The 21,430-nt window shown below is 77.0% G+C and carries 19 protein-coding genes; 2 read left to right on the top strand and 17 right to left on the bottom strand.

Annotation, left to right across the window (positions count from 1 at the left end; all coding sequences use genetic code 11):
• From ACIOFR_RS27840 to ACIOFR_RS27785, 12 genes are all read right to left on the bottom strand, one after another.
• Entirely contained in the window at positions 1–1,062 is a 1,062-nt protein-coding gene (locus tag ACIOFR_RS27840) for a hypothetical protein (protein WP_401001871.1), read from the bottom strand.
• On the bottom strand, positions 1,059–4,073 hold the full coding sequence (locus ACIOFR_RS27835) for a thiopeptide-type bacteriocin biosynthesis protein (RefSeq protein WP_401001869.1): 3,015 nt from the start codon (positions 4,071–4,073) through the stop codon (positions 1,059–1,061). Before ACIOFR_RS27835 ends, ACIOFR_RS27840 begins: the two co-directional genes overlap by 4 nt.
• Positions 4,074–4,242: 169 nt before the next feature.
• A complete protein-coding gene (locus tag ACIOFR_RS27830) occupies positions 4,243–4,395 on the bottom strand; it encodes a hypothetical protein (protein ID WP_401001867.1) in 153 nt (50 codons plus the stop codon).
• Positions 4,396–4,578: 183 nt separating this feature from the next.
• Positions 4,579–7,566, bottom strand: a complete 2,988-nt coding sequence (locus tag ACIOFR_RS27825; RefSeq protein WP_401001866.1) for an AAA family ATPase — start codon at positions 7,564–7,566, stop codon at positions 4,579–4,581.
• Complete coding sequence (locus tag ACIOFR_RS27820; protein WP_401001864.1) at positions 7,563–7,751, bottom strand: aroma-sacti cluster domain-containing protein; 189 nt, start codon at positions 7,749–7,751, stop codon at positions 7,563–7,565. Before ACIOFR_RS27820 ends, ACIOFR_RS27825 begins: the two co-directional genes overlap by 4 nt.
• Positions 7,667–8,452 carry an iron-containing redox enzyme family protein gene (locus ACIOFR_RS27815; RefSeq protein WP_401001862.1) on the bottom strand — a complete coding sequence of 262 codons (786 nt, stop codon included), beginning with the start codon at positions 8,450–8,452 and terminating at the stop codon, positions 7,667–7,669. Before ACIOFR_RS27815 ends, ACIOFR_RS27820 begins: the two co-directional genes overlap by 85 nt.
• On the bottom strand, positions 8,434–9,432 hold the full coding sequence (locus ACIOFR_RS27810) for a hypothetical protein (RefSeq protein ID WP_401001861.1): 999 nt from the start codon (positions 9,430–9,432) through the stop codon (positions 8,434–8,436). Before ACIOFR_RS27810 ends, ACIOFR_RS27815 begins: the two co-directional genes overlap by 19 nt.
• Complete coding sequence (locus ACIOFR_RS27805; RefSeq protein ID WP_401001859.1) at positions 9,429–10,502, bottom strand: radical SAM protein; 1,074 nt, start codon at positions 10,500–10,502, stop codon at positions 9,429–9,431. The genes ACIOFR_RS27810 and ACIOFR_RS27805 overlap by 4 nt, the downstream gene beginning before the upstream one ends.
• Positions 10,503–10,516: 14 nt before the next feature.
• On the bottom strand, positions 10,517–11,107 hold the full coding sequence (locus tag ACIOFR_RS27800) for a GAF domain-containing protein (RefSeq protein WP_401001857.1): 591 nt from the start codon (positions 11,105–11,107) through the stop codon (positions 10,517–10,519).
• Positions 11,104–11,961, bottom strand: a complete 858-nt coding sequence (locus ACIOFR_RS27795; protein ID WP_401001856.1) for a S8 family serine peptidase — start codon at positions 11,959–11,961, stop codon at positions 11,104–11,106. The genes ACIOFR_RS27800 and ACIOFR_RS27795 overlap by 4 nt, the downstream gene beginning before the upstream one ends.
• Positions 11,958–13,334, bottom strand: a complete 1,377-nt coding sequence (locus ACIOFR_RS27790; RefSeq protein WP_401001999.1) for a radical SAM protein — start codon at positions 13,332–13,334, stop codon at positions 11,958–11,960. The genes ACIOFR_RS27795 and ACIOFR_RS27790 overlap by 4 nt, the downstream gene beginning before the upstream one ends.
• A gap of 5 nt (positions 13,335–13,339) precedes the next feature.
• Complete coding sequence (locus ACIOFR_RS27785; RefSeq protein WP_401001854.1) at positions 13,340–14,266, bottom strand: hypothetical protein; 927 nt, start codon at positions 14,264–14,266, stop codon at positions 13,340–13,342.
• Positions 14,267–14,625: 359 nt separating this feature from the next.
• Between ACIOFR_RS27785 and ACIOFR_RS27780 the strand changes: the two genes are divergently transcribed.
• Both ACIOFR_RS27780 and ACIOFR_RS27775 read left to right on the top strand, forming a co-directional pair.
• Positions 14,626–15,654, top strand: a complete 1,029-nt coding sequence (locus ACIOFR_RS27780; protein ID WP_401001852.1) for a LuxR C-terminal-related transcriptional regulator — start codon at positions 14,626–14,628, stop codon at positions 15,652–15,654.
• Positions 15,655–15,810: 156 nt separating this feature from the next.
• A complete protein-coding gene (locus ACIOFR_RS27775) occupies positions 15,811–16,365 on the top strand; it encodes a hypothetical protein (RefSeq protein WP_401001850.1) in 555 nt (184 codons plus the stop codon).
• Positions 16,366–16,411: 46 nt separating this feature from the next.
• On the opposite strand, the gene ACIOFR_RS27770 is transcribed toward ACIOFR_RS27775, so the two are convergent.
• From ACIOFR_RS27770 to ACIOFR_RS27750, 5 genes are all read right to left on the bottom strand, one after another.
• A complete protein-coding gene (locus tag ACIOFR_RS27770) occupies positions 16,412–17,308 on the bottom strand; it encodes a prohibitin family protein (protein ID WP_401001849.1) in 897 nt (298 codons plus the stop codon).
• Positions 17,309–17,431: 123 nt separating this feature from the next.
• Positions 17,432–17,842 (bottom strand): (2Fe-2S) ferredoxin domain-containing protein, encoded by a 411-nt coding sequence (locus ACIOFR_RS27765; protein WP_401001847.1) that lies wholly within the window; start codon positions 17,840–17,842, stop codon positions 17,432–17,434.
• 156 nt (positions 17,843–17,998) lie between these two features.
• Complete coding sequence (locus ACIOFR_RS27760) at positions 17,999–19,669, bottom strand: FAD-binding dehydrogenase (RefSeq protein ID WP_401001845.1); 1,671 nt, start codon at positions 19,667–19,669, stop codon at positions 17,999–18,001.
• A 233-nt stretch (positions 19,670–19,902) separates the two neighbouring features.
• Positions 19,903–20,481: a hypothetical protein gene (locus tag ACIOFR_RS27755; protein WP_401001844.1), complete on the bottom strand. Its 579-nt coding sequence runs from the start codon at positions 20,479–20,481 to the stop codon at positions 19,903–19,905.
• Positions 20,482–20,552: 71 nt separating this feature from the next.
• Positions 20,553–21,430: RICIN domain-containing protein (locus ACIOFR_RS27750; RefSeq protein WP_401001843.1), on the bottom strand; the 878-nt coding region annotated here is incomplete at its 5' end.

Genomic DNA, 21,430 nt, shown 5'->3' with positions numbered 1-21,430 from the left:
TCACACCCCCGCCCGGCTGCGGCTGGAGGCCAGCGCGGCGTGCAGCCGGTGGGTGACCTCGGCGAGCCGCGCGGGCTCCCCGGCGCGGGGCGGGGCCGGTTCGCCGAGCCGGAGCAGGATGCCGCGGACCAGGGGCGCGTCACCGCGGGACTCGGCGAGCGCGGCGCGCAGCAGGATCCGGCCCTGGCGTTCCCGGCCGGCCCGCTGCAGGGTGGCGCCGAGGACGGCCCACCAGCGCGGCACGGTCAGCGGGGAGGCCCACGGGCCGGGCAGGCCGCCGACCGCGTCGACCAGCGCTTCGGCGAGCTCGGCGGCCCGTTCGGACCGGCCGTGCTCGGCCGCGTGCGCGGCCAGGTGCAGGGTGCGGACCACCGCGAGGCGGCGGGCCATCGGGTCGGGGTCGGTGAGCGCGGCCGGCCCGGGGGGCCCGGCGGTCCCGGCGCCGAGCAGCCAGGGCGTCTCGGCGGCGTGCTGGATGCCCTGCGCGGCCAGCGCCGGCCAGCGCGCGGTGAACCGGGCCGCCTCGGCCGCCAGCAGGTCGGGCCGGGCCCTGCGGTGCAGGATCCGGCAGGTGTCGCTGACCCTGATGTTGCGGGCCAGGGCCCGGATCCGGCGGGCCAGCGAGGGGTCGTCCGCGAGGTCCTCGGGCCACCAGTCGATGTCCTGGGTCTGCACCCGCAGGCCGTCGGCGATCCGTTCCAGCGCGGCCAGCCCGGCCAGCGCCCGGTCGAGCCCGCCGGCGTACCCCTCGATCCGGACCAGGTTGACCTGCGGCTGGAGGGCGAGCGCCGCGATCTTGGCGGTGTGCGGGCCGCGTCCGTCGTGGACGCGGCCGCGCGCGTACGCGGTCTCCGCCCGGCACAGCGACCGGGCGTGTTCGGGGCGGCCGAGCCGGAAGTGCACCAGGGCGATCAGGTTGGCCGCCACGAAGAGCGGTTCGGGGTCGTCGTCGGCGGGCCGGGACAGCAGGCCGAGGGCCCGGTCGACGGCGGCCGCCTCGTCCTGCGGGACTCGTTCCTCGTCGGAGAGGAAGCCGAGCCAGTTCGGTGCCGGTGCTGTCACAGTGCGGCCTCCTTCGGGGGTCCTGCCGGGCGGGCGGGGGCGGTGCGCTCGGGAACGGCGGTGCGGGCGGGGGCGTCGGCCGTCCGGGCGCGGGGGCGGGCACGGGTGGTGGTCCCGGTGGCCGAGGTCGCGCTCTGGCGGTCGAGCAGGCGGCGCCACAGGCCGAGCGCGGCGCGCTCACGGGCCCGGTCCAGACCCAGCCGGTTGGCGTGCAGGTGCAGCAGCGAGGCCAGGGCGTGCCCGCGGCGTCGCGCCCCCGCGGGGCCGGGCCAGTGCTCGGCCAGCAGACGGCGGTACTCGGCGGCGGGCGCCGCCCAGTGCGCGGCGACCAGATCCGGCCCGGCGCCGTTCCCGGCGCGCAGCCGCCACAGGTCCCGGCCGTGGGCGCGGTGTTCGAGGGAGCCGTCGCGGCTGTCGGCGACGGCGGCGGCCAGCGCCCGCCGCTCGCGGAGGTCGGGCAGCAGCAGGACGGCGATCCGGTCGAGGGTGAGGGCTGCGAGCGCGGCCGGCGGCAGACCGGGCGGGGGCCGGTGGACGGCGCCGCCGCCGAGCAGGGCCGCGACGGCCGCGGAGTCGGCGCAGAACAACCGCTCGGCGGCGCCGATCAGTTCCGGGCCGCCGTAGCGGTCGGTCTCCGGCCGGTAGGCCCGGACGGCGACGTCGTGCAGGGGCAGCCGGTGGGCGCACTCGCCGGCCCAGTCGAGCAGTTCGTCCAGCAGGCCGGGCTGCCGGCGGACCCGGACCCGCAGGTGCTCGACCGGGTCGGCGTAGCGGACGAAGAAGAGCTGCGCCCGGGGCAGCCGGGCCGTCAGGTCGGCGAGCAGGGCGTCCTGCCAGGGTGTGCGGAGGTGGAGGTGGAGGGAGAGCCAGTCCGCGGCGGGCCGGCCGGGGCGGGTGGCGGCCGGGCGCCGGGCCGGTGCGGGCACCGGTCGGGGTGCCGGGGCGGCGGGGGGCAGCAGGACGACCGGGACCACCGCTTCGAGGGCGTGCCGCCCGCCGTCGGCGCCGGTGACCGGCTCGCCGCCGGGCGCCGGCACGGCCTCCTCCAGGACCGGTCCGGCGTCGTCGGCCCGGTCCAGGGCGTGCCGCAGGTGGGCGAGCGAGACGGCGCTGTCCAGGTCCAGCAGCAGCTGCCGTCCCGAGCGCACCAGGCAGAGGTGACGGGGGGCCAGCCACCGGTCGGCCCAGTCCCGGACCTGCCGGGCCGAGCAGTCGCCCAGCTCGCGGCGGTCGGGGCGCCAGCGGGCCGGCGACACCACCAGGCCGCGGTGTTCGAGCCGGGGCCGGAACGGGCCGCCCCCGGCCGGCCCCCAGTCGAACGGCGCCGGGTGGCGGAACTGGTTGGCGGAGGCGTCCAGCAGGAAGCGGCAGACCGGCGGGGCCAGCCGCAGGTCCAGTCCGCTGGCCTGGGTGAGGTGCAGGAGGTGACCGGTGGCGGCCTCGCGCAGCTCGAAGCGGCCGCCGGCAACGGTGACCAGCACCTCGGCGAGGGCGAGCCGCGGGGCCCGGCCCGCGGGCGGCAGGTCGACCGTGAGCTGCCGGGGGCGCCAGAGCTCCCGGGCGGTCACGTTGGCCGCCGCGGCCTGCTCGGGCCGGTAGCGCAGCTCGACGAAGCGGTGGCCGGGGGCGGCGGCCTCCTCGGCCGCGAAGGCGGCCCGCAGGGCGGCCCGGGCGGGCGCGTCCAGCAGGTCGGTCGCCCGGCCGTAGGCCACTCCGGCGGGCACGGCGCCGGGACCGGCGATCGCGGCCCGGATCCCGCCGCCCGGCGTGCGCGCGATCCGCAGGCAGACGTCGACGCCGGGCAGGGCCGGGCGGTCCCGGTCGATCGGGCGGTCGGAACCGAGCCGGGCGAGCAGTTCGTCGTCGAGTTCGCGGACCGGCCGGCGGTACGCGAGGGCCTCGGCGACCAGCGAGCCGAGCAGGGGCCCGCGGGGGTCCGGCGCGGCCGGCCCGTCGGCGTCCAGGGCCCGCAGGTCGGTGAGGGTGTGGACGGCTTCGAGCGCCGGCACCCGGGCGTGGTCGCCGTAGTGCTCGGCGAAGGCGGCGGCCGCGCGGGCCAGGTAGGCCGGGTAGCGGCTGCCGCGGCCGATCAGGGCGAGTACGGCCGCCGCCCGTTCCGCGTACCGGGCCACCGCCGGGTCGAGGGCGGCCGGGCCGGCCGGGCGGGCGACGGCGTCCAGGTGCAGGGCGGGCCGGGGGCGGGCCCGCAGTGCCGTCCGGAGCCGGTCCAGCGCCTCGGCGGGGTCGGCGACGGTGTTGAGGCGGTCGCACAGGCCCAGCAGCGGCCCGGGGGCGGGGAGTTCGGGCCCGGCGGTGCGCAGGAAGCCCCGGCGGAGCAGTTCGCGGACCAGGCGGCGGGCCGGCCCGGGGTCGGCGGTGCCGTAGCGGCGGCCGAGGTCGGCGACGAGGTCGGCGAGCGGGACGGGACGGGCCGCGGCGCGCAGCACGGCCAGGGCCGGTCCGCTGCCGCGCAGCCAGTGCGCGGCGCCCGGTCCGGCGGGTTCCCGCCACGGGTGGCCGTCGGGGGTGTGCACCAGGTCGGAGACCTGGACCAGGGTCCGGCCGTCGGGCTCGGGGGCGCCGGGACCGGGCCGGCGCAGGGCGGCGTCCGGGCGGGCCACCGGGCGGGCGGGGCCGGCCAGGTGGAGCCGGGGGCGGGGGCCGAACGGCACGGCCGTGACGGCGGCGGCCAGCCCGAAGGGGGTGGGGCGGGTGCTCAGCCGGTTGAGGCAGCGGTCCAGGGCGAGGGCGGTCCGCAGGTCGGCCGGCCCGTCGGGGCCGGTGAGGGCGCGGGCCAGAGCGGGCGCCGTGTGCTCGACGGCGGTGGCCAGCAACGGGGTCCGCCAGGCCTCGGCCAGCAGCGCGCGGTGGGTGGCGGGCCAGTGCGGATCGTCCGCCGGGCAGGCGGCGAGCAGCTCGGAATACCGGTCGGCGGGCAGTGCCGGAATGCGCAGGACGGCCACCGCGGCGGCCCGGTAGCGGGGGGCGTCGGGGTGATTCCGATCGGCCATTGTGACGTTCCCACCCCTCGGCCGGGCATTCGGCGGTCGGACATTCGGCGCGCACGGCTCCGGAAGAGCACCGGAGGGGCGCGGACGTGCTTTCCGCGCCCGCGGCCCACGCCTTGCCGGCGGAACCTGGCGGACCGTCGGCAAGGGGGGGTTCAGCGGTCGGCCGGGATCAGTTGGCCGAGCAGCCGAAGTTGATGTTGGTGAAGCCGGCCTCGTCGTCGACGTCCGCCGCGTGGCCCTCGACGTCGCTCTCGGCGAGTTCGGCCTCGCGGGCGGCGGCGGCCAGCTCCTCGGCCTCGTTCTTGTCGAATTCGTTGGACATGAGCCCTCCCAGGGATCCTCGACGCTACTTCGGGCCGCTTTCCGCGGCCCGTTCGAATTGTTCTCACCGGCCGGACCGGCGTCAACAGTTGCGGCAATACCGGAAATCGGTCCGACGGCACCGGAAATGGGCAGCACGGAACAGCCCTCCGGACCCGTGGTGAAAACCTCCCGGAATTCCCGCTCACGCATTCCGGAACGGCCCCGGACCCGCACCCTTCGCCTCACGCGCGGCCCGCAGGGCGCGGTCGGCACGCTCGGCGAGGCCCGCGCCGCCGGGCACCGTCCGGGCGATCCGGACGGCGGCCGTCAGCGGCAGCAGCAGCGCGCCCGCGCCACGGACGGTGTCGAGCACCGCCAGCGACCGCCCGAGGTGCGCCCCGGCCGCGGGATCGCCCCGGGCCGCCGACCGGACGGCCTCGACCTGGTGGTGCAGCACCCGCGCCTCCCAGCCCGCCCCCGGCGCCGGCGGGCCCTCGGCCGGGGCCGGGTCGCGCTGGTCCAGCAGCCAGGCCGAGGCGAGACAGCGGTCCGCCGCCGGTCCGGCCCCGGCCTCGGTGAAGCAGGCGGCGGCCGCCCGCTGCCAGTGCGCGGCCCCCTCCGGGTCGCCGGCCCACTCCTCCACCGCGCTGCGGAACTGGTACAGCCCGGCCAGGGCGGCCCGGTGCCCGACCCCCGCGAACACCTCGCGGGCCTGTTCGAGCAGCTCGCGGGCCGGGCCGGGCGCACCGCCGAAGGCGTGCAGCAGCGCGGCCGAGCAGCCGACCAGCGCGTGCAGCACCGGCGCCCCCGCGGCGCTGCGCCGGAGCTCCTCGCAGCGGGCCAGCGCGGCCGCGACCGCACTGTCCCCGAACGCCAGGCAGAGCGCCAGGTTGGCGTGGATCTCCGCGGTGCCGAGCCCGGCCTCCACCGCGGCCGCGCCGCCGTGCGCGGCGGCCAGCAGCCGTTCGCCCTGCCGGTAGTCGCCGGACCCGATCGCGTCGAGCGCTTCGAGCAGGAGCAGCCTGGCCCGGGCGGGGCGGTCGCCGGAGCGCTCGGCCAGCCGGCGCGCGGCCCGCACGGCCTGCGGCCCGGACGGGCGCAGGGCCAGCTCGTTGGCGCGGAGCTGGAAGGCCGCCGCCGGGTTGGCCGCGTCCCGCCCGAGCGCCGCCGTCCGGTCGATCAGGGCGAGGGCCTGCGCGGTGTGCCCGCAGGCCGCCAGCGCGTAGCTCTCGATCGAGGCGGCCTCCAGCCGGAGCGCGTCGTCCGCCGTACGGTCGGCCAACTCTCCTGCCCGCGAGGCGAGTTCGACGGCGGCGCGGACGTCGGAGCGGCCCACCGCCCGGCGCGCCGCCGCGGTGAGGCAGCCCGCCGCCAGGGCGGCCGCCGCGGCCTCCTGCGGCGAGCCGGGGCGTAGCTCCCGGACGCACTCCAGCGCCCGTTCGGCCTGGACGGCGGCCTGTTCCAGCGCCCCGGGCCGGCGGGCGGCCCGGCGGCGCAGTTCCTCGGCCACCTCCGTGTGCAGTTCGGCGCGGTCCGTCAGGGTCAGGTGCGCGTACGCCACCTGGGCGGGGCTGCGGCAGTCGAGGCGCAGCCGGCCGTCGTCGCCCGGCTGTCCGGCGGCCAGCCCGCGTGTCTCCAACTCGGTGAGGGCGTCGGCCAGTTCGGACGGGTCCAGGCCGGTGGTGGCGGCCAGGTCCCGGGTGTCCACCGGCGCTCCCCAGGCCCCGATGCAGCCGAGGACCCGGCGGGCCGGGCGGCCGAGCCGCTCGATCCGGGCGCCCAGCGCCGCGCTGGCCGAGGGGGCCACCAGGTCCTCGATCCCGTCCGCGGCGAGGGCCGCCAGCTGTTCGAGGAAGAGCGGGTTGCCGCCGCTGCGGGCGACGAGCGCACCCGCCCCGGCCCAGTGCAGCTCCAGGTCGCCGCCGGCGGCGGCCGGGCGCAGCAGGTGGAGCAGCCGGTGGCTGTGCTCGGCGGACAGGGCCGGCACCGAGAAGGCGGCGGGTGCCCGGACCGGACCGGACGGCGGCGGCTCCCGGCCGGCGAGGACGAAGAGCACCGGTCCGCAGCCCGCCGGCACCTCGTCGATCACCCGGAGCAGGTCGTCGGGCGCCCACTGGACGTTGTCGACCAGGACCAGCAGCGGCCGCCGCGCGCTCAGGGCGGCCAGCCGGCGGCCGATCCGCCAGCGCAGTTCGGCGGTGGACGGCGCGAGCGCCCCGGCCCCGGCCGAAGCGGGCGCCGATGCGGGCGCGGGCGCGGCCGCGGTGAGTTCGGCCTCCAGGCGCAGCAGCCCGCCGGGCCCCTGGGCGCGGTCGTCCCGGGTGCAGTCCAGCCGGACCACCAGCGCGCCGGCCGCGGGCGACGACTTCGCCAACTGCCGTAGCAGGGCGGTCTTCCCGCTGCCGACCTCACCGTCCACCGCGAGCACCGAGCCGCCGGGCCGGCCGAGCCGGACGGCCAGCTCGGCGGTGAGGTCGCCCAGCAGCCGGCGCTGGTTGACGAACGGCGGCGGCACGGCGGCGGGGCGCTCGCCCGGTTCGACCGTCCAGGCCTGCAGCGCGGTGTCGAAGCCCTTGGCCCGTACCGGTTCGACCGGTGTGCAGCGCACCTGGTCGCGGACCAGCAGCCAGGTCCGGACGTCGGCCAGCGCGCCGTCCTGCGGGGCCGCACCCTGGAGGCGGGCGGCCCGGTTCATCACCGCGCCGATCGCGAACGAGGAGTCCCGGTCGGCCAGCACCACCTGGCCGGAGGCGATGCCGAACCGGACGGCCAGCGAGATCGGGTCGCCGTCCGTCTCCCGGGCGAGCCTGCGCAGGGACTCGTGGGCGGCCCGCACCGCCCGTACCGCGTCGTCGTCGGCCGGGCGGTCGGCGCCGAACACCCCGACCACGGCGTCCCCGATGAACTTCTCCACCCGGCCGCCGTGCGCCTCGACGGCGCCGCGCAGCGCGCCGAAGTACCGTTCCAGCACCCGGTGCCAGAGCTCGGGACTGAGGCTGGTCGCCAGTCGGGTGGAGCCGGAGATGTCGCAGAAGGTCACCGTGACGAACCGCAGGCCGGCCGGGCCCGCGGCGGCCGGCCGGCCGACCGGACTGCCGCAGGCCATGCAGAACCGGGCCGCCGGCGGGTTGTCCGTGCCGCAGCCCGGACAGTCGCCGCCGGGCGGCGGGGCCGGTTCGGGAACGCTCACCACAGCAGGGCACCCCCCTCGATCCCGTGGCCCTCGACGTCCGCGCCGGCCGCGTCCAGCCGCCGCTTGACGTCCAGCAGCAGCTGGACCTCCTCGTCGGTCAGGGCGTCGAGGACGGCCAGTTGCTCGTCGCTCGCGTAGTCGAGGTCGAAGCCGAGCTCGGTGAGCCGGTGCGGGTCGGCCATGATTCCTCCGTGGGGTGTCGGCGCGCGGGTCGGACCAGGGGGGCGAGCACATCGACCAGTGCGTCCGCGCTGGTCGCGGCGGCGGTGAGCAGCAGTCGGTGCTGCGCCCCGGTGAGGGTGAGCGAGTCGAGGAACGCCCGCAGCGCGCCGCCGTGGCCGGTGTCCAGCGCGGCGTGCGCGGCCAGCGTGCGGAACGCCGCGGCGGGCAGGCCGGTGCGGGCCGCCAGCCGGTCGGCCACCCAGGTCGGGGGCGGGTACCACTCCAGCAGGGCGATGTGGCCGAGCAGGGCGAGCGGGTGGACGTGCCGGATCCAGTACCCGGGTGCCCCGGCGAACCGGGCGACGGCGGGGGGCGGCACGGCGGCCAGAAGGTCGGCGGGGTCGGCGCCGGTGGCCGCGTAGTCGGCGAGCAGCCAGTGGTCGTGGCCGTGCTCCTCGGTCAGCTGGACGGCGAAGTACGGGGCCAGTTCGGCCGAGAGCGGGTCCGCGCGGCGCAGGCACTCCTGGACGGCCTCGGCGAGCAGCGGGGTGGTGGCGCGCACCACCTGGTGGCTGGTGCGCAGCCAGGCCCGGTAGCGGTCGGCGTCGCACCCCTCGTCCCAGAGCCCGGCGGCGACGGCCGCCAGGGCGGGTGCCAGCCGGTCGAGCAGCAGCCGCAGCCGCAGCCCGGCCGGTACGGGGGTCAGGTCGTCGGTCGGCATCGGGCCGTCTCCTCCCCGGCGGGGGCCAGCAGGCCGAGCAGGGCCGCCGTGCGCGGTTCGGCGGCGACCGTCCGGTGGGCGGCCCAGCAGGCCTCGCACACCGTGCGGTGACCGGTGTCGGAGAGGTGGGCGAAGCCGGGCAGCGGGGCCAGGGCGGCCGGTCCGGTGGTGGCGAGGATCCGCAGCAGCGGGTCGCGGGCGTAGTCGTCGAGGGCGGCGGTCACTCCGGCGGCGTCGGCGGCCCGGCGGCGCAGTCCGCGGGGGCCGCCGCCGGTGATGACCGTCTCGTTGCAGCAGCCGGTGACGGTCCCGTCGTAGCGGACGGTCGGTGCGCGGGCGGGCAGGCAGGGACCGAACGCGTCCAGCGGGCGGGGCTCGGGCGGCGCGAACAGTCCGGCTCCGCGGCCGGTGGCCAGCGGCCGGGTGGGGTGGAGTTCGGCGTGCGCCGGCCAGTCGGGGCCGAGTTCCTCGGCGAGCAGCCGGCGGGCGGCGTCCAGCCGTCCGGGCTGGTCGATGACCTGGAGCACCGGGTGGGCGCCGGCGCCGAGCACGGCGGCGATCGCGCGCCGCAGCCGGACCTGGCCGAGCCGGGCCAGGTGGTAGCCGTCCACGCCGAGGAAGACGGTGTCGGCCTTTGCCAGGACGCCGGTGATCCACCGCGGGGTCCGCGGGCCGGCCCAGTGGCCCGCGGTGAACAGCACCACGGCCGGGCCGGCGGCGTGCAGCCGGTCGACGGCGAGCGTCAGCGCGCGCCGCTCGGCGAAGGGTTCACCGCCGGAGACGGCGACCGCGCGCAGCCCGGGGCGGTCGGCCAGCGCGTCGAGCAGGTCGCCGAGCAGGGCGAGGTCGGTGGGGCCGGGACTGTCCGGCCGGGCGGAGACCGAGCAGTGGGCGCAGCCGACCGGGCAGCGGTCGGTGAGGTAGAGCAGCACGCTCGCGCCGGGGGTCCGGCGCAGGGCGAGGACCTCGTCGAGTCTCATCCGGCCCACCCCAGTTCGACCAGGTCCGCGTAGCCGGGCAGGGCGCCGCGGGCGGCCGCCAGCCGCCGGGGCGCCCGGGCGGCGGTGAGCGCCAGGACGGCCCGTTCCATCCGCTGTCCCGCGGGGGTGGCGAGGACTGCGGCGGCCCGGGCGGCGGTGGCGGGGGTGAGGGCGAGACAGCTTCGGCAGGCGTCGGGGGCGCAGCCGGGTGCGTCGGGCGGGCCGTGCCGCTGCCGGGTGCCGACCGGGCCGAGGGTCCGGACGGATCGCAGCAGCGGGTCGCCGAGGGTGCGGGCGGCGAGGGTCCGCCAGGAGTCGCGGGCGGCGTGGCCGAGGATCAGGTGGGGCGGGCCGCCGTCGCGCAGCAGGCTCTGCCGGGTGCAGGCGAGGACGGTGCCGTCCTGGTCGACCAGCGGCCAGTGGGCGAACTCGCACGGCCCGGGGTCGGTGCGGCCGGGGCCCGGCGCGGGCAGCAGGCCGCGGGCCCGGCCGGTCGGACGGACGGCGCTGACCAGCATCGGCACCCGGGCGCCGAACCGCCGCCGGACGTCGGCCACCAGACCGTCGACGTAGGGGTCGGGCCCGGCACCGGGCGGCGCCGTGACGTGCAGGCTGACCGCGGGGACGAGGTCCAGGACGGCGGTGAGCGCACCGAACACCTCCGCCCGGCCGACCTCGCGTTCGTGCTGGGCGTCCAGGCTGGCCGCGAAGTGCGCGAGGCCTGCCACGGCCCGCCGGATCGCCGGGGGCAGGCCGGCGCCGCCGCGGGCGAAGAACATCCCGGACAGCAGCGCGGCGCCGGTGCCGGCCCGGGCCGCCGCGGCGGTCAGGTCGGCGACCAGGCCGGGACGCAGCAGCGGTTCGCCACCGGACATCAGGATCAGCTCGGGCCGGCAGTCGGGCTCGAAGGAGTGGACCAGCCGCCGGAACGGCTCGCCGGGCGACTGGGCGGAGTCCATGGTGGAGGCGGTGGAGCAGTGCGCGCAGGCGAGCGGGCAGCGGTCGGTGAGCGCGAGCAGCAGCCCGGCGGCCGGCCGGGCGCCGAGGGTGAGGAGGTCCGCCAGGTGCACGCCGCCGCTCCCGTCTACCGGTCCGTGCGGAGCAGGTCGGCGACGGCCGCCAGCAGGGCCCGTACGGCGTCACCGCGGGGTCCGTCGACCTCCCGGGCGGCGGCCGTGATCCGGGCCAGCGGGTCGTCGTCGGCGTGGCCGGACGGACGGTGGCGTTCGGCGAGGGTCAGGGCGAGCACCGCGGCGCTCTGGTTGGCCAGTTCGGTGAGCAGGTCCATCGCGTCCAGGTCGCCGATGCCCTCGACCTCGGGGTCGAGCACCTCCAGGACGCCGAGGATCTCGCCGCGGTGCTCCATCGGGACGGCCATGATGACCTCGGGCACCAGGCCGGTGCTCTCGGCGAAACCCTTGTCGAAGCGGGCGTCCTCGGCGACGCCGCGCACCACCATCGGCTCGCCGGTGTTGGCCACCCAGCCGGCGATGCCGTGGTCGCCGGGGATGGCCACGCCGACCAGCCGGTCCTCGCCGACGCCGGAGGAGGCCTCGAAGACCAGCGTGCCGTTCTCCTCGTCGCGGACGAACACGGAGGCCGCGGCGGCGGCGAAGGAGAGCCGGGCCAGCCGGACGGTGGAGCGCAGGATCTCGTCGAGCTGGTCGGACGTCACTCCGGTCTCCTCGGGGCGATGTTGTCGGCGGTGGCGGTGAGGACGTGCCGCAACTGCGGGGTGCGGAAGCCCGGGTGGCGTTGCAGGATGCGTGCGCAGAGCCCGGTGATGTGCGGGGCCGCGAAGCTGTTGCCGGAGACCCGCCGGGTGGCGCCGCCGAGCCAGGGCGCGGGCACGTCGACGCCGAGGGCGAAGAAGTCCACCGGCGGACGGGGGTTGGACTCGACCCGCTCGGGGTCGGCGACGGCGTGCGCGCCGACCGAGATGACCGAGGGGAAGCGCCAGGGGTAGCTGTCGACGGGGCTGTTGTGGGCGGCGGAGATCAGCGTCACGCCGGCGAACCAGGCCTCGTCCGCGAGGTCGTGCAGCCGCTCCTTGAAGTGCTCGCGCCGGGTGGAGAGGCTGACGTTGATCAGGGCGAAGCGCTCGGCCACGGCCCACTCCAGGGCGGTCAGCAGGGCGTCCCCGTTGCCCTGGAGGTTGCCGCCGAGGACGCGGACGCTGGTGAGCTCGCAGTCCGGGGCGAGCGAGCGGACGATCCCGGCGCAGGCGGTGCCGTGGCCGGCCACGTCGCCGCCGGTGTCCTCGGCCACCGACCACGGGCGGGTGCCGTCGGGCGCCGGCCCCGCGGCCCGGACGGCGGCCAACTGCCGTACACCGCCGCCGATCTGCGGGTGGTCGGCGGTCACCCCGCTGTCCACGACGCAGACCCGTACGCCGCGTCCGGTGGCCCGGCCCCAGGCCCAGGAGCGGCTGACCGGCGCCGGGGCGGCCAGCTCGGCCGGGTCGCACAGCTCACCGGCCGAGGTGTGCGCGAAGCGGATCGTCCGGCGGGCCTGCGCGGCGCCGCTCACCGGACGTCGCCGTCGGGGACGAACGGGGTGAAGCCGCGTCGCCGGACGGCCAGGTCCAGCCGCTCGGACCAGTTGAACTTGACGCTGGGACAGGGCAGATGACCCTCCCGCCAGAGCTTGGGACAGGAGCCCCCGCAGACCGGCAGGATCGGGCAGCGCGAGCACTGCGCGCCGCCGTCGCCCACCTGGTCGTACCAGTCGTCGAAGGCGCCGCCGGGCCGCCGGGCCGAGCCGGCCAGTTCGGCGACCCGGGCGACCACACCGGTGTCCCGGGCCCCCGGGACGAGCGGGTGCTCGGAGCAGGAGTAGACCCGGCCCTCGGTGTCCACGATCTCGCCGGAGCGGGTGGTGGCGGTGCAGGTGGTGCGGACGGTCGCGGCGGGCAGCGGCCCGAAGTGCAGGCCGAGCGCCTCGGCGGTGCGCAGCCAGCCGGCCTCCCGCACCGCGTAGGCGCGGGCCGCCAGTTCCACCTCGGACACGTCGTTGCCCCAGGAGTGGACGGCGATCAGGTGCAGGGTCACCTGGGGATGGGCCAGGCCCAGGCAGGCCAGGTCGTTGAGCAGGTCGGTGACGGACTCCTCGTTGTCGCGGTCGATGTTGACCCGGATGCCGATCCGCAGGCCGGGTGCGGCACCCCGGGCCAGGGTCTCGGCGAGCACGGCGACGGTGCGGTGGAAGCTGCCGCGGCCGTTGCGCCTGAGCCTGCGCCGGTCGTGCACCTCCTCGGGGCCGTCGACGGTCAGCTCCATCTCGTCGAGCGCGCAGTCCCGGTGGAGTTCCGTGAGGGTGCGGACGCTGAGCAGGCTGCCATTGGTGGCCATCCGGGCGCGGTACGTCGTGCCGTGACGGGCGGCGGCGGCGGTGAAGCGGGCACTCATCTCCCGGATCACCCGCAGCGCGAGCAGCGGCTCGCCGCCGAACCAGGTGACCGCCACCGTGTCGATCCCTGGGTCGGCCAGCATCGCCTCGACCCGGCGGGCGGTGCGGTCGGCCCGGCGCCGGTCGTGGGCGGCCTTGACGTGCTCCTGGCCGCAGTAGCTGCACGCCATGTTGCAGTAGGAGGTGGGCATGATGGTCACCGACCGGGACGTCGTCCGGTCCGAGCCCTCCCGCAGTCCACCGGTCACCTCGGCGAGTTCGTCCTCGCCCCGGGCGACCAGCGCCCGCAGACCGGCCAGCCGCCGGTGCTCGGCGGGATCGAGGCCGGCCAGGGCGTCCGGGTCGCCGGAGCGCAGCGCCGCCGCCGTCGCGCGGTCCAGCCGGATGACGGCGGCCGAGCGGGTCGCGTAGCCGAACCAGGCCTCGCTGCCGTCGGCGTCCCGGTACGCGCGCTCCCCGATCAGCAGGTAGCGGCTGGGGACCAGGGCGGTCATGGCGCTCACGGTGCCTCCCGGTGCTCGGGTTCCGTCGTCCAGGACGCGGCCGCGCCCAGGGAGATGCGCAGGCCGGCCGAGGCCGTCGAGTACGGGTGCCCGGGATCGACCGCCAACCGCAGGGTGACCTGCGGTGGTCCGCCCACCGGGCGGCAGCGCACCGCCGTCAGCCGCTCCAGCCGGTGCACGGTGACGGCGCGCTCCAGCAGGCCCAGCAGGACGGGGTCCGCGCAGCGCAGCCGGGTGACCCGGCCGTCCGAGAGCTCCAGCGTGACCGGCCGCTCCCGCAGGGAACCGCCCAGTCGGGTGGGCCGGTTGATCCGGATCAGACCGTCCGCGCGGAACTCCCCGTCGGCCGCCCCCACCGGGCAGTGCAGGTGGCCGCCGGGCAGCTGGTGGACCCGGCCCGGCTCGGCCGGGCCGTCCTCGACCCGCGGGGGCCGGTCGGCGCTGGGGCGCAGCAGCAGCTCGGCGCCGTCGCCGGTGCCCACCCGGACGGCTGCCGCGGCCGCGGTGCGGGCGCACAGGTCGGCCAGCCGGGCGGCCCGCAGCGCGGGCTCCTCCCAGTCGGGGACGGGGAGTTGGACCGCCACCAGGGAGGACGGCAGCCGGAGCACCGCGTGGTCGAGCGGATCGGCGCACAGGAAGAAGGCGGCCTCGCGCGCCGCCGGTCCCTCGCCGCGCAGCCCGGCCAGCGCGCCGACCACCTGCCGGCCCGTGCGCACCGGGCTCCACCCGTCCGCGGCCAGCAGCCGGACCGCGACCCCGCCGGCCCGCGCGGTGGCCGCCAGCCAGGCCGCCTCGGGCGCCCGGCCGCGGTCGAAGACCACGGCCAGCCGGTCCCCGGCGGCGAGGCGCAGCCGCTCGAAGAGCGCGGAGCGCACGGCGAGCCGCTCGGCGGGGTCGGGTGCCAGGATCTGGGCAGAGGGCATACGGGCAGCCTTCGCGAGGTCGGGGCGGTGCCGTCCGCGGGCGCGGAACGGCCTGGTGCCGGACCGGCCGGGTGCCGGACCCAGCCGACCGGCCGACCGGTCGGGGTGTCCGGAAAACGGCGGTCGCGCGACCGGCCCTCTGGCCGGATACATCACCATGTGGAATGTTCTGCGCAGGCCCGCTCTCCCCACGGAGCCGGGCCCGGCCTACGGTCAGCTGCTGTGACGGATCGTCAACTCCCGTGAAGATCAGCGCACGTGACAGTCTCGCGGCCGGGTCCCCGACCCGTCCAGCACGCGGATCTGGCAGCAACCTGCATGTCCCCAACGTGCAGCGACCATGACCGGGGGGTACCTCGTTGCCGGACACCACGGCTCCCGATCCCGTACCGCGGCTCGACCCCGCCGCCGTCCGGCTCTTCGACCTCGCCCTGGCCAGGGGCCGGATCGACCGCTCGCGCCGCGGCCTGGAGGCGCCCGACCTGGACCGCGAGCAGTTCGAGCGGGCCTGCGAGGTGCTGCTGCGGCTGCGGCTGCTCCGGCCCGTTCCCCAACTGCCGGACCAGCTCGTCCCGATGAGCCCCGAACTGGCCGCGGCCGGGGTGACCGCTCCGCTGGAGGAGGGGATCGCCCGGGCCGCGGAGCAGGTGCGGGCCATCCGCGAGGAGTTCGGGGCCCTGATGCCCCGGTACCGCTCCGCCCGGCACGGCACCGCCCGACGGGATCCGGTCGAACTGCTGACCGACCCGGTGGTGGCCGCCGCGGTCTTCGCCGAGGAGGCCGGGCACTGCCGGGAGGAACTGTTCACCGTCGCTCCGGGCGGACTCCCGCAGGGCGGCCCCGCGGACACCACCGGCACCGGCCTCGCCGCACTCGCCCGCGGCGCCCGGCTGCGCACCCTGTGCCGGGCCGCACCCGCCACCCCCGGCCCGCGGCGCGAGCAGATCAACCGGCTGATCGCCGCCGGCGCCCACTACCGCGCCCTGCCCGAACTCCCCGAACCCGCAACGGTGATCGACCGCAGCACCGCCTTCCTCACCCGGCGCGAACCGGACGGCAGCGCGAGCACCGTCCTGCTCCGCGACCACGGCGCGGTCGCCTACCTCTGCCAGGCCCTGGACCTGCTCTGGGCCACCGCCACCCCCTGCCGCGCCCAGCACCGCACCGCCGCCCGCGACCCGGCCGGCAGCGGGGTGCACCGGGCGGTGGTCCGGATGCTGGCCGAGGGCGCCAAGGACGAGGTGATCGCCCGCCGGCTGGGGGTCTCCCTGCGCACCTGCCGCCGCCACATCGCCGACATCCTGGAGAGTCTGCAGGCCGACAGCCGCTTCCAGGCCGGCGTCCTCGCCGAACGCACCGGGCTCACCACCGGCGGTCCACCGGCGTAGCGGCCGGCCAGCCAGCCAGCCGGGACCGGGCACGAGGGAGGGCGGCACGCAGGGGCCATACCACCACCGGCGCCGCGGCGGCAGGCGATCCGCACTGTCCCCACCGCGGCCCCGGCCCGGCCGGTAGCATCCGGTGAGCCGAGCCGAGGGGACGTCATGACGGTGATCGCGGTGACCGGACACCTGGATCTCACCGGACCCACCGTCCGCCTGGTCCGCACCGCCCTGCGCCGGCTGCTGGCCCACCACCCGGCCGCCGGACTGACCGGTGTCTCCTGCCTGGCCCGCGGGGCCGACGCGCTGTTCGCCGAGGCGGTGCTGGAGGCCGGCGGACGGCTGGTGGCGGTGATCCCCTCACCGGCCTACCGGGAGTCCGTCGGCGAGGCCTACGCGCCGGAGTTCGACCGGCTGCGGGAGGCCGCCGACGAGGTGGTCGTGCTGCCGTTCGCCGCCCCCGGCGCCGCGGCCTACGAAGCGGCCAACGCCGAACTGCTGCGCCGCGCCGAGCTGTTGGTCGCGGTCTGGGACGGCCTGCCCGGCAACGGCCGCGGCGGCACCGCCCACATGGTCACCGCCGCCCGGCGGGCCGGTGTCCCGGTCGAAGTGGTCTGGCCGGACGGCTCGCACCGCTGCGCCGCGTCCCCGTCCTCGCCCCCGTCCCCGTCCCCATCCTCGCCCCCGTCCTCACCCTCGGCGGACCGGACGCCCTGACCCGCCGCGGCCGCCGCGGCCACCGTGTCCGTCCCACCGCCGCCGGCTACCGCTTGGTGCCGTCCACGATCAGCGGGGTGCCGCCCGCCCCCGAGCCGCCGCACGGGCTGGCGTAGACCGGGTTCTTCTCCGCGGCCGCCTTGAACGCCTCGATGCACTGGCTCATCAGGATCTTGTCGGTGAGCGAGTTGGCGATCAGCGAGTTGGCCTGGGCGGTGCTCTCGGCCTCGATCCTGCGCTGCTCGGCCTGCGCCTTGGCGGTCAGCACGGCCGCCGCCGCCTGCTCGGTGGCCTGGTCCTGCTGGATCTTCTGGTCGATCGCCTTCTGCAGCACGTCGCTCGGCTTGACGTTGCGCAGGTTCACCCCGTTCACGACGATCCCGCGGGGTGCCATCCGCTCGGTGATCAGCCGCCCCATCTCGGCGTTGATGACCTCCCGCTGACTGGCGTAGCCCTCGACGCTGGTGTGCTTGGCGAAGACGTTGCGGACGATCTCCCGGGTGTCCGGGTACACCAGCCGCTGCTGGACGTTCTCGGAGCTGCCGGACAGCCGGTAGAGCGCCTGGGTGTGCTCGGGGTCGATCGACCACTTCACGGTCAGGTCGACGTAGAGCACCCCGCCCTCGGAGGACCGCACCTCGACGGTGTCGTTGCCGGTGAGGTTGAGGTCGGAGGGCCGCGTCGAGAAGGTGGTGACATCGGTCAGCGGGGACTTCAGGTGGAGACCGGGCTGCCACGTCCCGCCCACCGAGCCGAGCGAGGTCGGCACCGCGACCTCGTACGGCTCGACGACGTACGTGAAGGTGCTCAGGCCGAGCAGCAGTCCGACGAGGGCGACCAGCGACCCGGTGAGGGTCGCGAAGCGGAACTCGACGACGGCCCGGCGCCTGAGGACGACCAGCGCGACACCGACGGCGAGCAGCAGGATCGAGAGGAGGAACATCGGCGCATCTCCCGTGGGCAGGCGTCATGACCCTTGCAGCGTAAGGAGATCGACGCCAGGACGGTGGCGGAATGGGCAACGCCGGCCGTCAACTGGGATGAATCGTGATGTTCGCCGGGCAGGTCAGCGAGCCTGCTCCGGCAGCCCCTCGCGGATCCGGCGGGACACCGCGAAGGCCTGGAGGTCCAGGGTGCCCGGGCAGTCGGCGAGGCCCGGACCCCCGTCCCGCACCCAGGCGGTGACGTCGTCCAGCATGTCGTCCTGGAACACCCAGCCCAGCCAGACCGGCCGGCCGCCCGCCCTGCGCCCCTCGGCCGAGGGGCTGACCACCACGACGTTGGCGTGGTCGCAGACGTCCAGGCAGTCCACCACCCGCACCTTGCCGGCCGCGCCGATCCCCGCGTTCAGCCGGTCCAGCTGAGCCCGGTGGTCCACGCCCGGGTACTTGGCGGCGTTCCCGCAGCAGCACCCCCGGCAGACCGTCACCGTCACCGGCGCGGCCGGAGCAGCGGGTTCCTTGCGGGAGCGGGGCATCGGCTTCCTTCCACGGATCTCGACACCGTCGCGGTGATCATCCACGGCGGCCCCCAGGATTCTGCCGCACCCCGCCACCGTCCGCCCCGCCGGGCCCCCGAGGGCTCGCCGTGAGGCCCCCGGTGAGGCCCGCCGTGGGCCCGCGGCCCGGCCCGGTCAGGCCGTCGCCGCGGCCGCCGCCCGTCCCGCGGCCCGGCCGGAGAACAGGCACCCGCCGAGGAAGGTGCCTTCCAGCGAGCGGTAGCCGTGGACGCCGCCGCCGCCGAAGCCGGCCGCCTCACCGGCCGCGTAGAGGCCGTCCAGCACCGTGCCGTCGGCCCGCAGGACCCGCGAGGAGAGGTCGGTCTGCAGCCCGCCGAGCGACTTGCGGGTGAGGATGTTGAGCCGCACCGCGATCAGCGGGCCGGCCTTGGGGTCCAGCAGGCGGTGCGGGGTCGCGGTGCGGATCAGCCGGTCGCCGAGGTAGCGGCGAGCCCCGTGGACGGCGGTGACCTGGAGGTCCTTGCTGAACGGGTTGGCCATCTCGCGGTCCCTGGCCTCGATCTCGCGGCGGAGCGCGGCCTCGTCGATCAGGGCGTCGTCGCCCGTGGTGCGAGCGCCCAGCGCGTTCATCCCGCGCACCAGCTCGGTGAGCGAGTCGGCGACCACGAAGTCCGCGCCGTGCCGCTTGAACGCCTCGACCGGTCCGGTGGCGCCGGGCAGGGCCCGACCGAGCACACCCTTGACGGACTTTCCGGTCAGGTCGGGATTCTGCTCGGAGCCGGAGAGGGCGAACTCCTTCTCGATGATCTTCTGGGTGAGGACGAACCAGGTGTGGTCGTACCCGGTGGTCATGATGTGTTCGAGCGTCCCGAGGGTGTCGAACCCGGGGAACAGCGGGACGGGCAGCCGGTTGCCCCGGGCGTCCAGCCACAGCGACGAGGGGCCGGGCAGGATGCGGATGCCGTGCCGGGGCCAGATCGGGTCCCAGTTCTCGATGCCCTCGGTGTAGTGCCACATCCGGTCGCCGTTGATCAGGTGGCCGCCGGCCGCGCCGGCGATGCCCAGCATCAGCCCGTCGACGTGCGCGGGCACCCCGGACAGCAGCCGCTCCGGCGGGGTGCCCAGGCGGGCCGGCCAGGCCTTGCGGACCAGCTCGTGGTTGCCGCCGATGCCCCCGGAGCAGACGATCACCGCCTGGGCCCGCAGCTCGAAGGCACCGGCGACCTCGCGCGAACTGGCCTGCCCGCGCTCGACGGTGCTCGGCACCAGCACCTCGCCGGTGACGGTGTCCACCGCGCCCGCGGTGGCGCCCAGCGAGGTGACCCGGTGCCGGAACCTCAGCTCCACCCGTCCGGCGGCGACCTGCGCCCTCACCCGGCGGGCGAACGGCTCGACCAGCCCGGGCCCGGTGCCCCAGGTGATGTGGAAGCGCGGCACCGAGTTGCCGGGGCCGGTGGCGAGCAGGCCGCCGCGCTCGGCCCAGCCGACCACCGGGAAGAACCGGACGCCCTGGCCGTGCAGCCAGGCGCGCTTCTCGCCGGCCGCGAAGTCCACGTACGCCTCGGCCCACTTGCGGGGCCAGGCGTCCTCGGGGCGGTCGAAGCCGGCCGTGCCGAGCCAGTCCTGCCAGGCCAGTTCGTGCGAGTCGCGGATCCGCATCCGGCGCTGTTCGGGCGAGTCCACCAGGAACAGCCCGCCGAAGGACCAGTGCGCCTGGCCGCCGAGGTTGGCCGCCGGCTCCTGGTCGAGCAGGATCACCTTCCGTCCTGCGTCGGCCAGTTCGGCCGTGGCGACCAGGCCCGCGAGGCCGGCTCCGATCACGATGACGTCGGCGTCCAGTGCCATGCGAACGGTCCTCCAGGGCCTCGGTGGGTGCCCCGATACTGCGGCCTGCGGGCCGGTCGGTCAACCGGCGGGTAACCGTGCGCCGACCGCTCCGCCCCCGGACGGCCGCGCCCGTCCGTGCGACGCGCGTCGGCCCGGGACGCCGACGGTGCGGCGTCCCGGGCCGACGGCCGGGCGGGTGGTGCAGGTGGTGCAGGTGGTGCAGGTGGTGCGGGCAGGACCGGTGGTGCTGGTCAGCCCGCCGCGCGGCGGCGGCGCAGCAGCGCGGCGGCGATCGCCACCGCGGCCATCGCGACGACCGCCGCGACCACCACGACGGTCCAGCTGGAGTCCGCATCGGACGAGGAGGCGGCAGGTGCGGCGGCCGTGTCGTTCACCGACGGCGGCGGGGTGGACGGTGCGCCCGGCTCGACCCCGGGCCCCTGGCTCGGTGCCGTTCCCGGCACGGCGGTGACCGTGAGGTCCGCCTGACCGCGGCCGAGGGCCGGGAAGCCGGACTCGACGGTCACGGCCCAGTGGCCGGGCGGCAGGGCGAGCGCCGTGGTGAGGGTGCCGGGGCTGTCGGGCACCGGCTCCAGCTTCCACGGGCCGACCGACCGCCCGTCGTCGGCGACCGCACTGAGCGTCGCGGCCACCTTCTCGGCGACCGGGTCGTTGTCGTTCGCCCAGAGGGCGGCCGCCCGGGTGTGCCCGTCCCCCAGTGCGGTGATCTTGAAGACGATGGTGTCGCCGTGGGCACCGGCCTGGCCGGCCCCGCCCAGGAGGGCGGCACCGGCCAGGACCGCGGCGGAGGCGAGGGTGCGGATGCGCATCTGCGGTGACTCCTCGTACGAGCGGTGGGGCGGGAGGGGGTCGGTTCCCGCCCCACCGGCTTGGGTGGGCCTCAGGAGGCCTGCTGGATGGTCCAGTTCTGGTACGTCTGGTTGTTCGGCTGCTGCAGTTCGAGCAGCCAGCCGCCGTAGTACCAGCGCTTGCTGGCGCCGAGCACCAGCGAGGAGCCCTTGGGCGACAGGGTGAAGCCGCTGCCGCTCGCGCTGACCTTCCACTGCTGGCTGTCCGCGCTGCCGCAGGTCTGCTGCATCACGTACTGGCCGGCCGCGGCGGTGCCGCCGATCTGCAGGCACTTGTCGGAGCGCACGGAGCGGACCCGCAGGTTGCCGTCGCCCTGGTCCTCGAAGGTCCACTGCTGGTTGGCGTAGCCGGTGCGCTGGTAGCCGATCAGCACGGCGCCGTCACGGGTCGAGCCGCCCCACATGTCGGCGGCCTGGCCGGTCAGGCTGTTGGTCAGCGTGTACTTGGTGCCGGGCTTGGTCGGAGCGTCCGGGCCGGCGGCCTTCGGGGTGCGGAAGGAGGCCTCACGGCCGGGCTTGGCGACCTTGTTGGACTGGTCGCGCACGGCGACGGCCACCTTGTAGGCGGTGTCGGGGCGCAGGTTGACCAGGCTGACGACGGTGGAGCGGACGGTGCCGAGGGTGCGGCCGTCGAGCACGAGGTCGTAGCCGGACGCGTCGGCGACCTGCTTCCAGCTCAGCAGGACCGAGTTCTGGGTGAGCTGGCCGACCACCACGTCGGGCGCGGTGGAACCGCCGCCGGTCTGGGTCGGGCTCGGGTTGGCCGTGGGGGTCGTCGAGGTCTTGGTCGGCGACGGGTTCGGGGTCGGGGTGCCGGTGCCGGTCTTGGTCGGGCTCGGCGTGGGGGTCGGGGTCGGGGTGGGCGTCGGGTTGGGCCCGGTGCCGCCGCCGGCGATCAGGAACTGGTTGT

It is taken from the genome of Kitasatospora sp. NPDC088346 (assembly GCF_044740765.1).
Taxonomy (GTDB): Bacteria; Actinomycetota; Actinomycetes; order Streptomycetales; family Streptomycetaceae; genus Kitasatospora.
The sequence above is the reverse complement of the archived record's forward strand: the minus strand, read 5'-3'. Positions and strand labels throughout refer to the sequence as shown.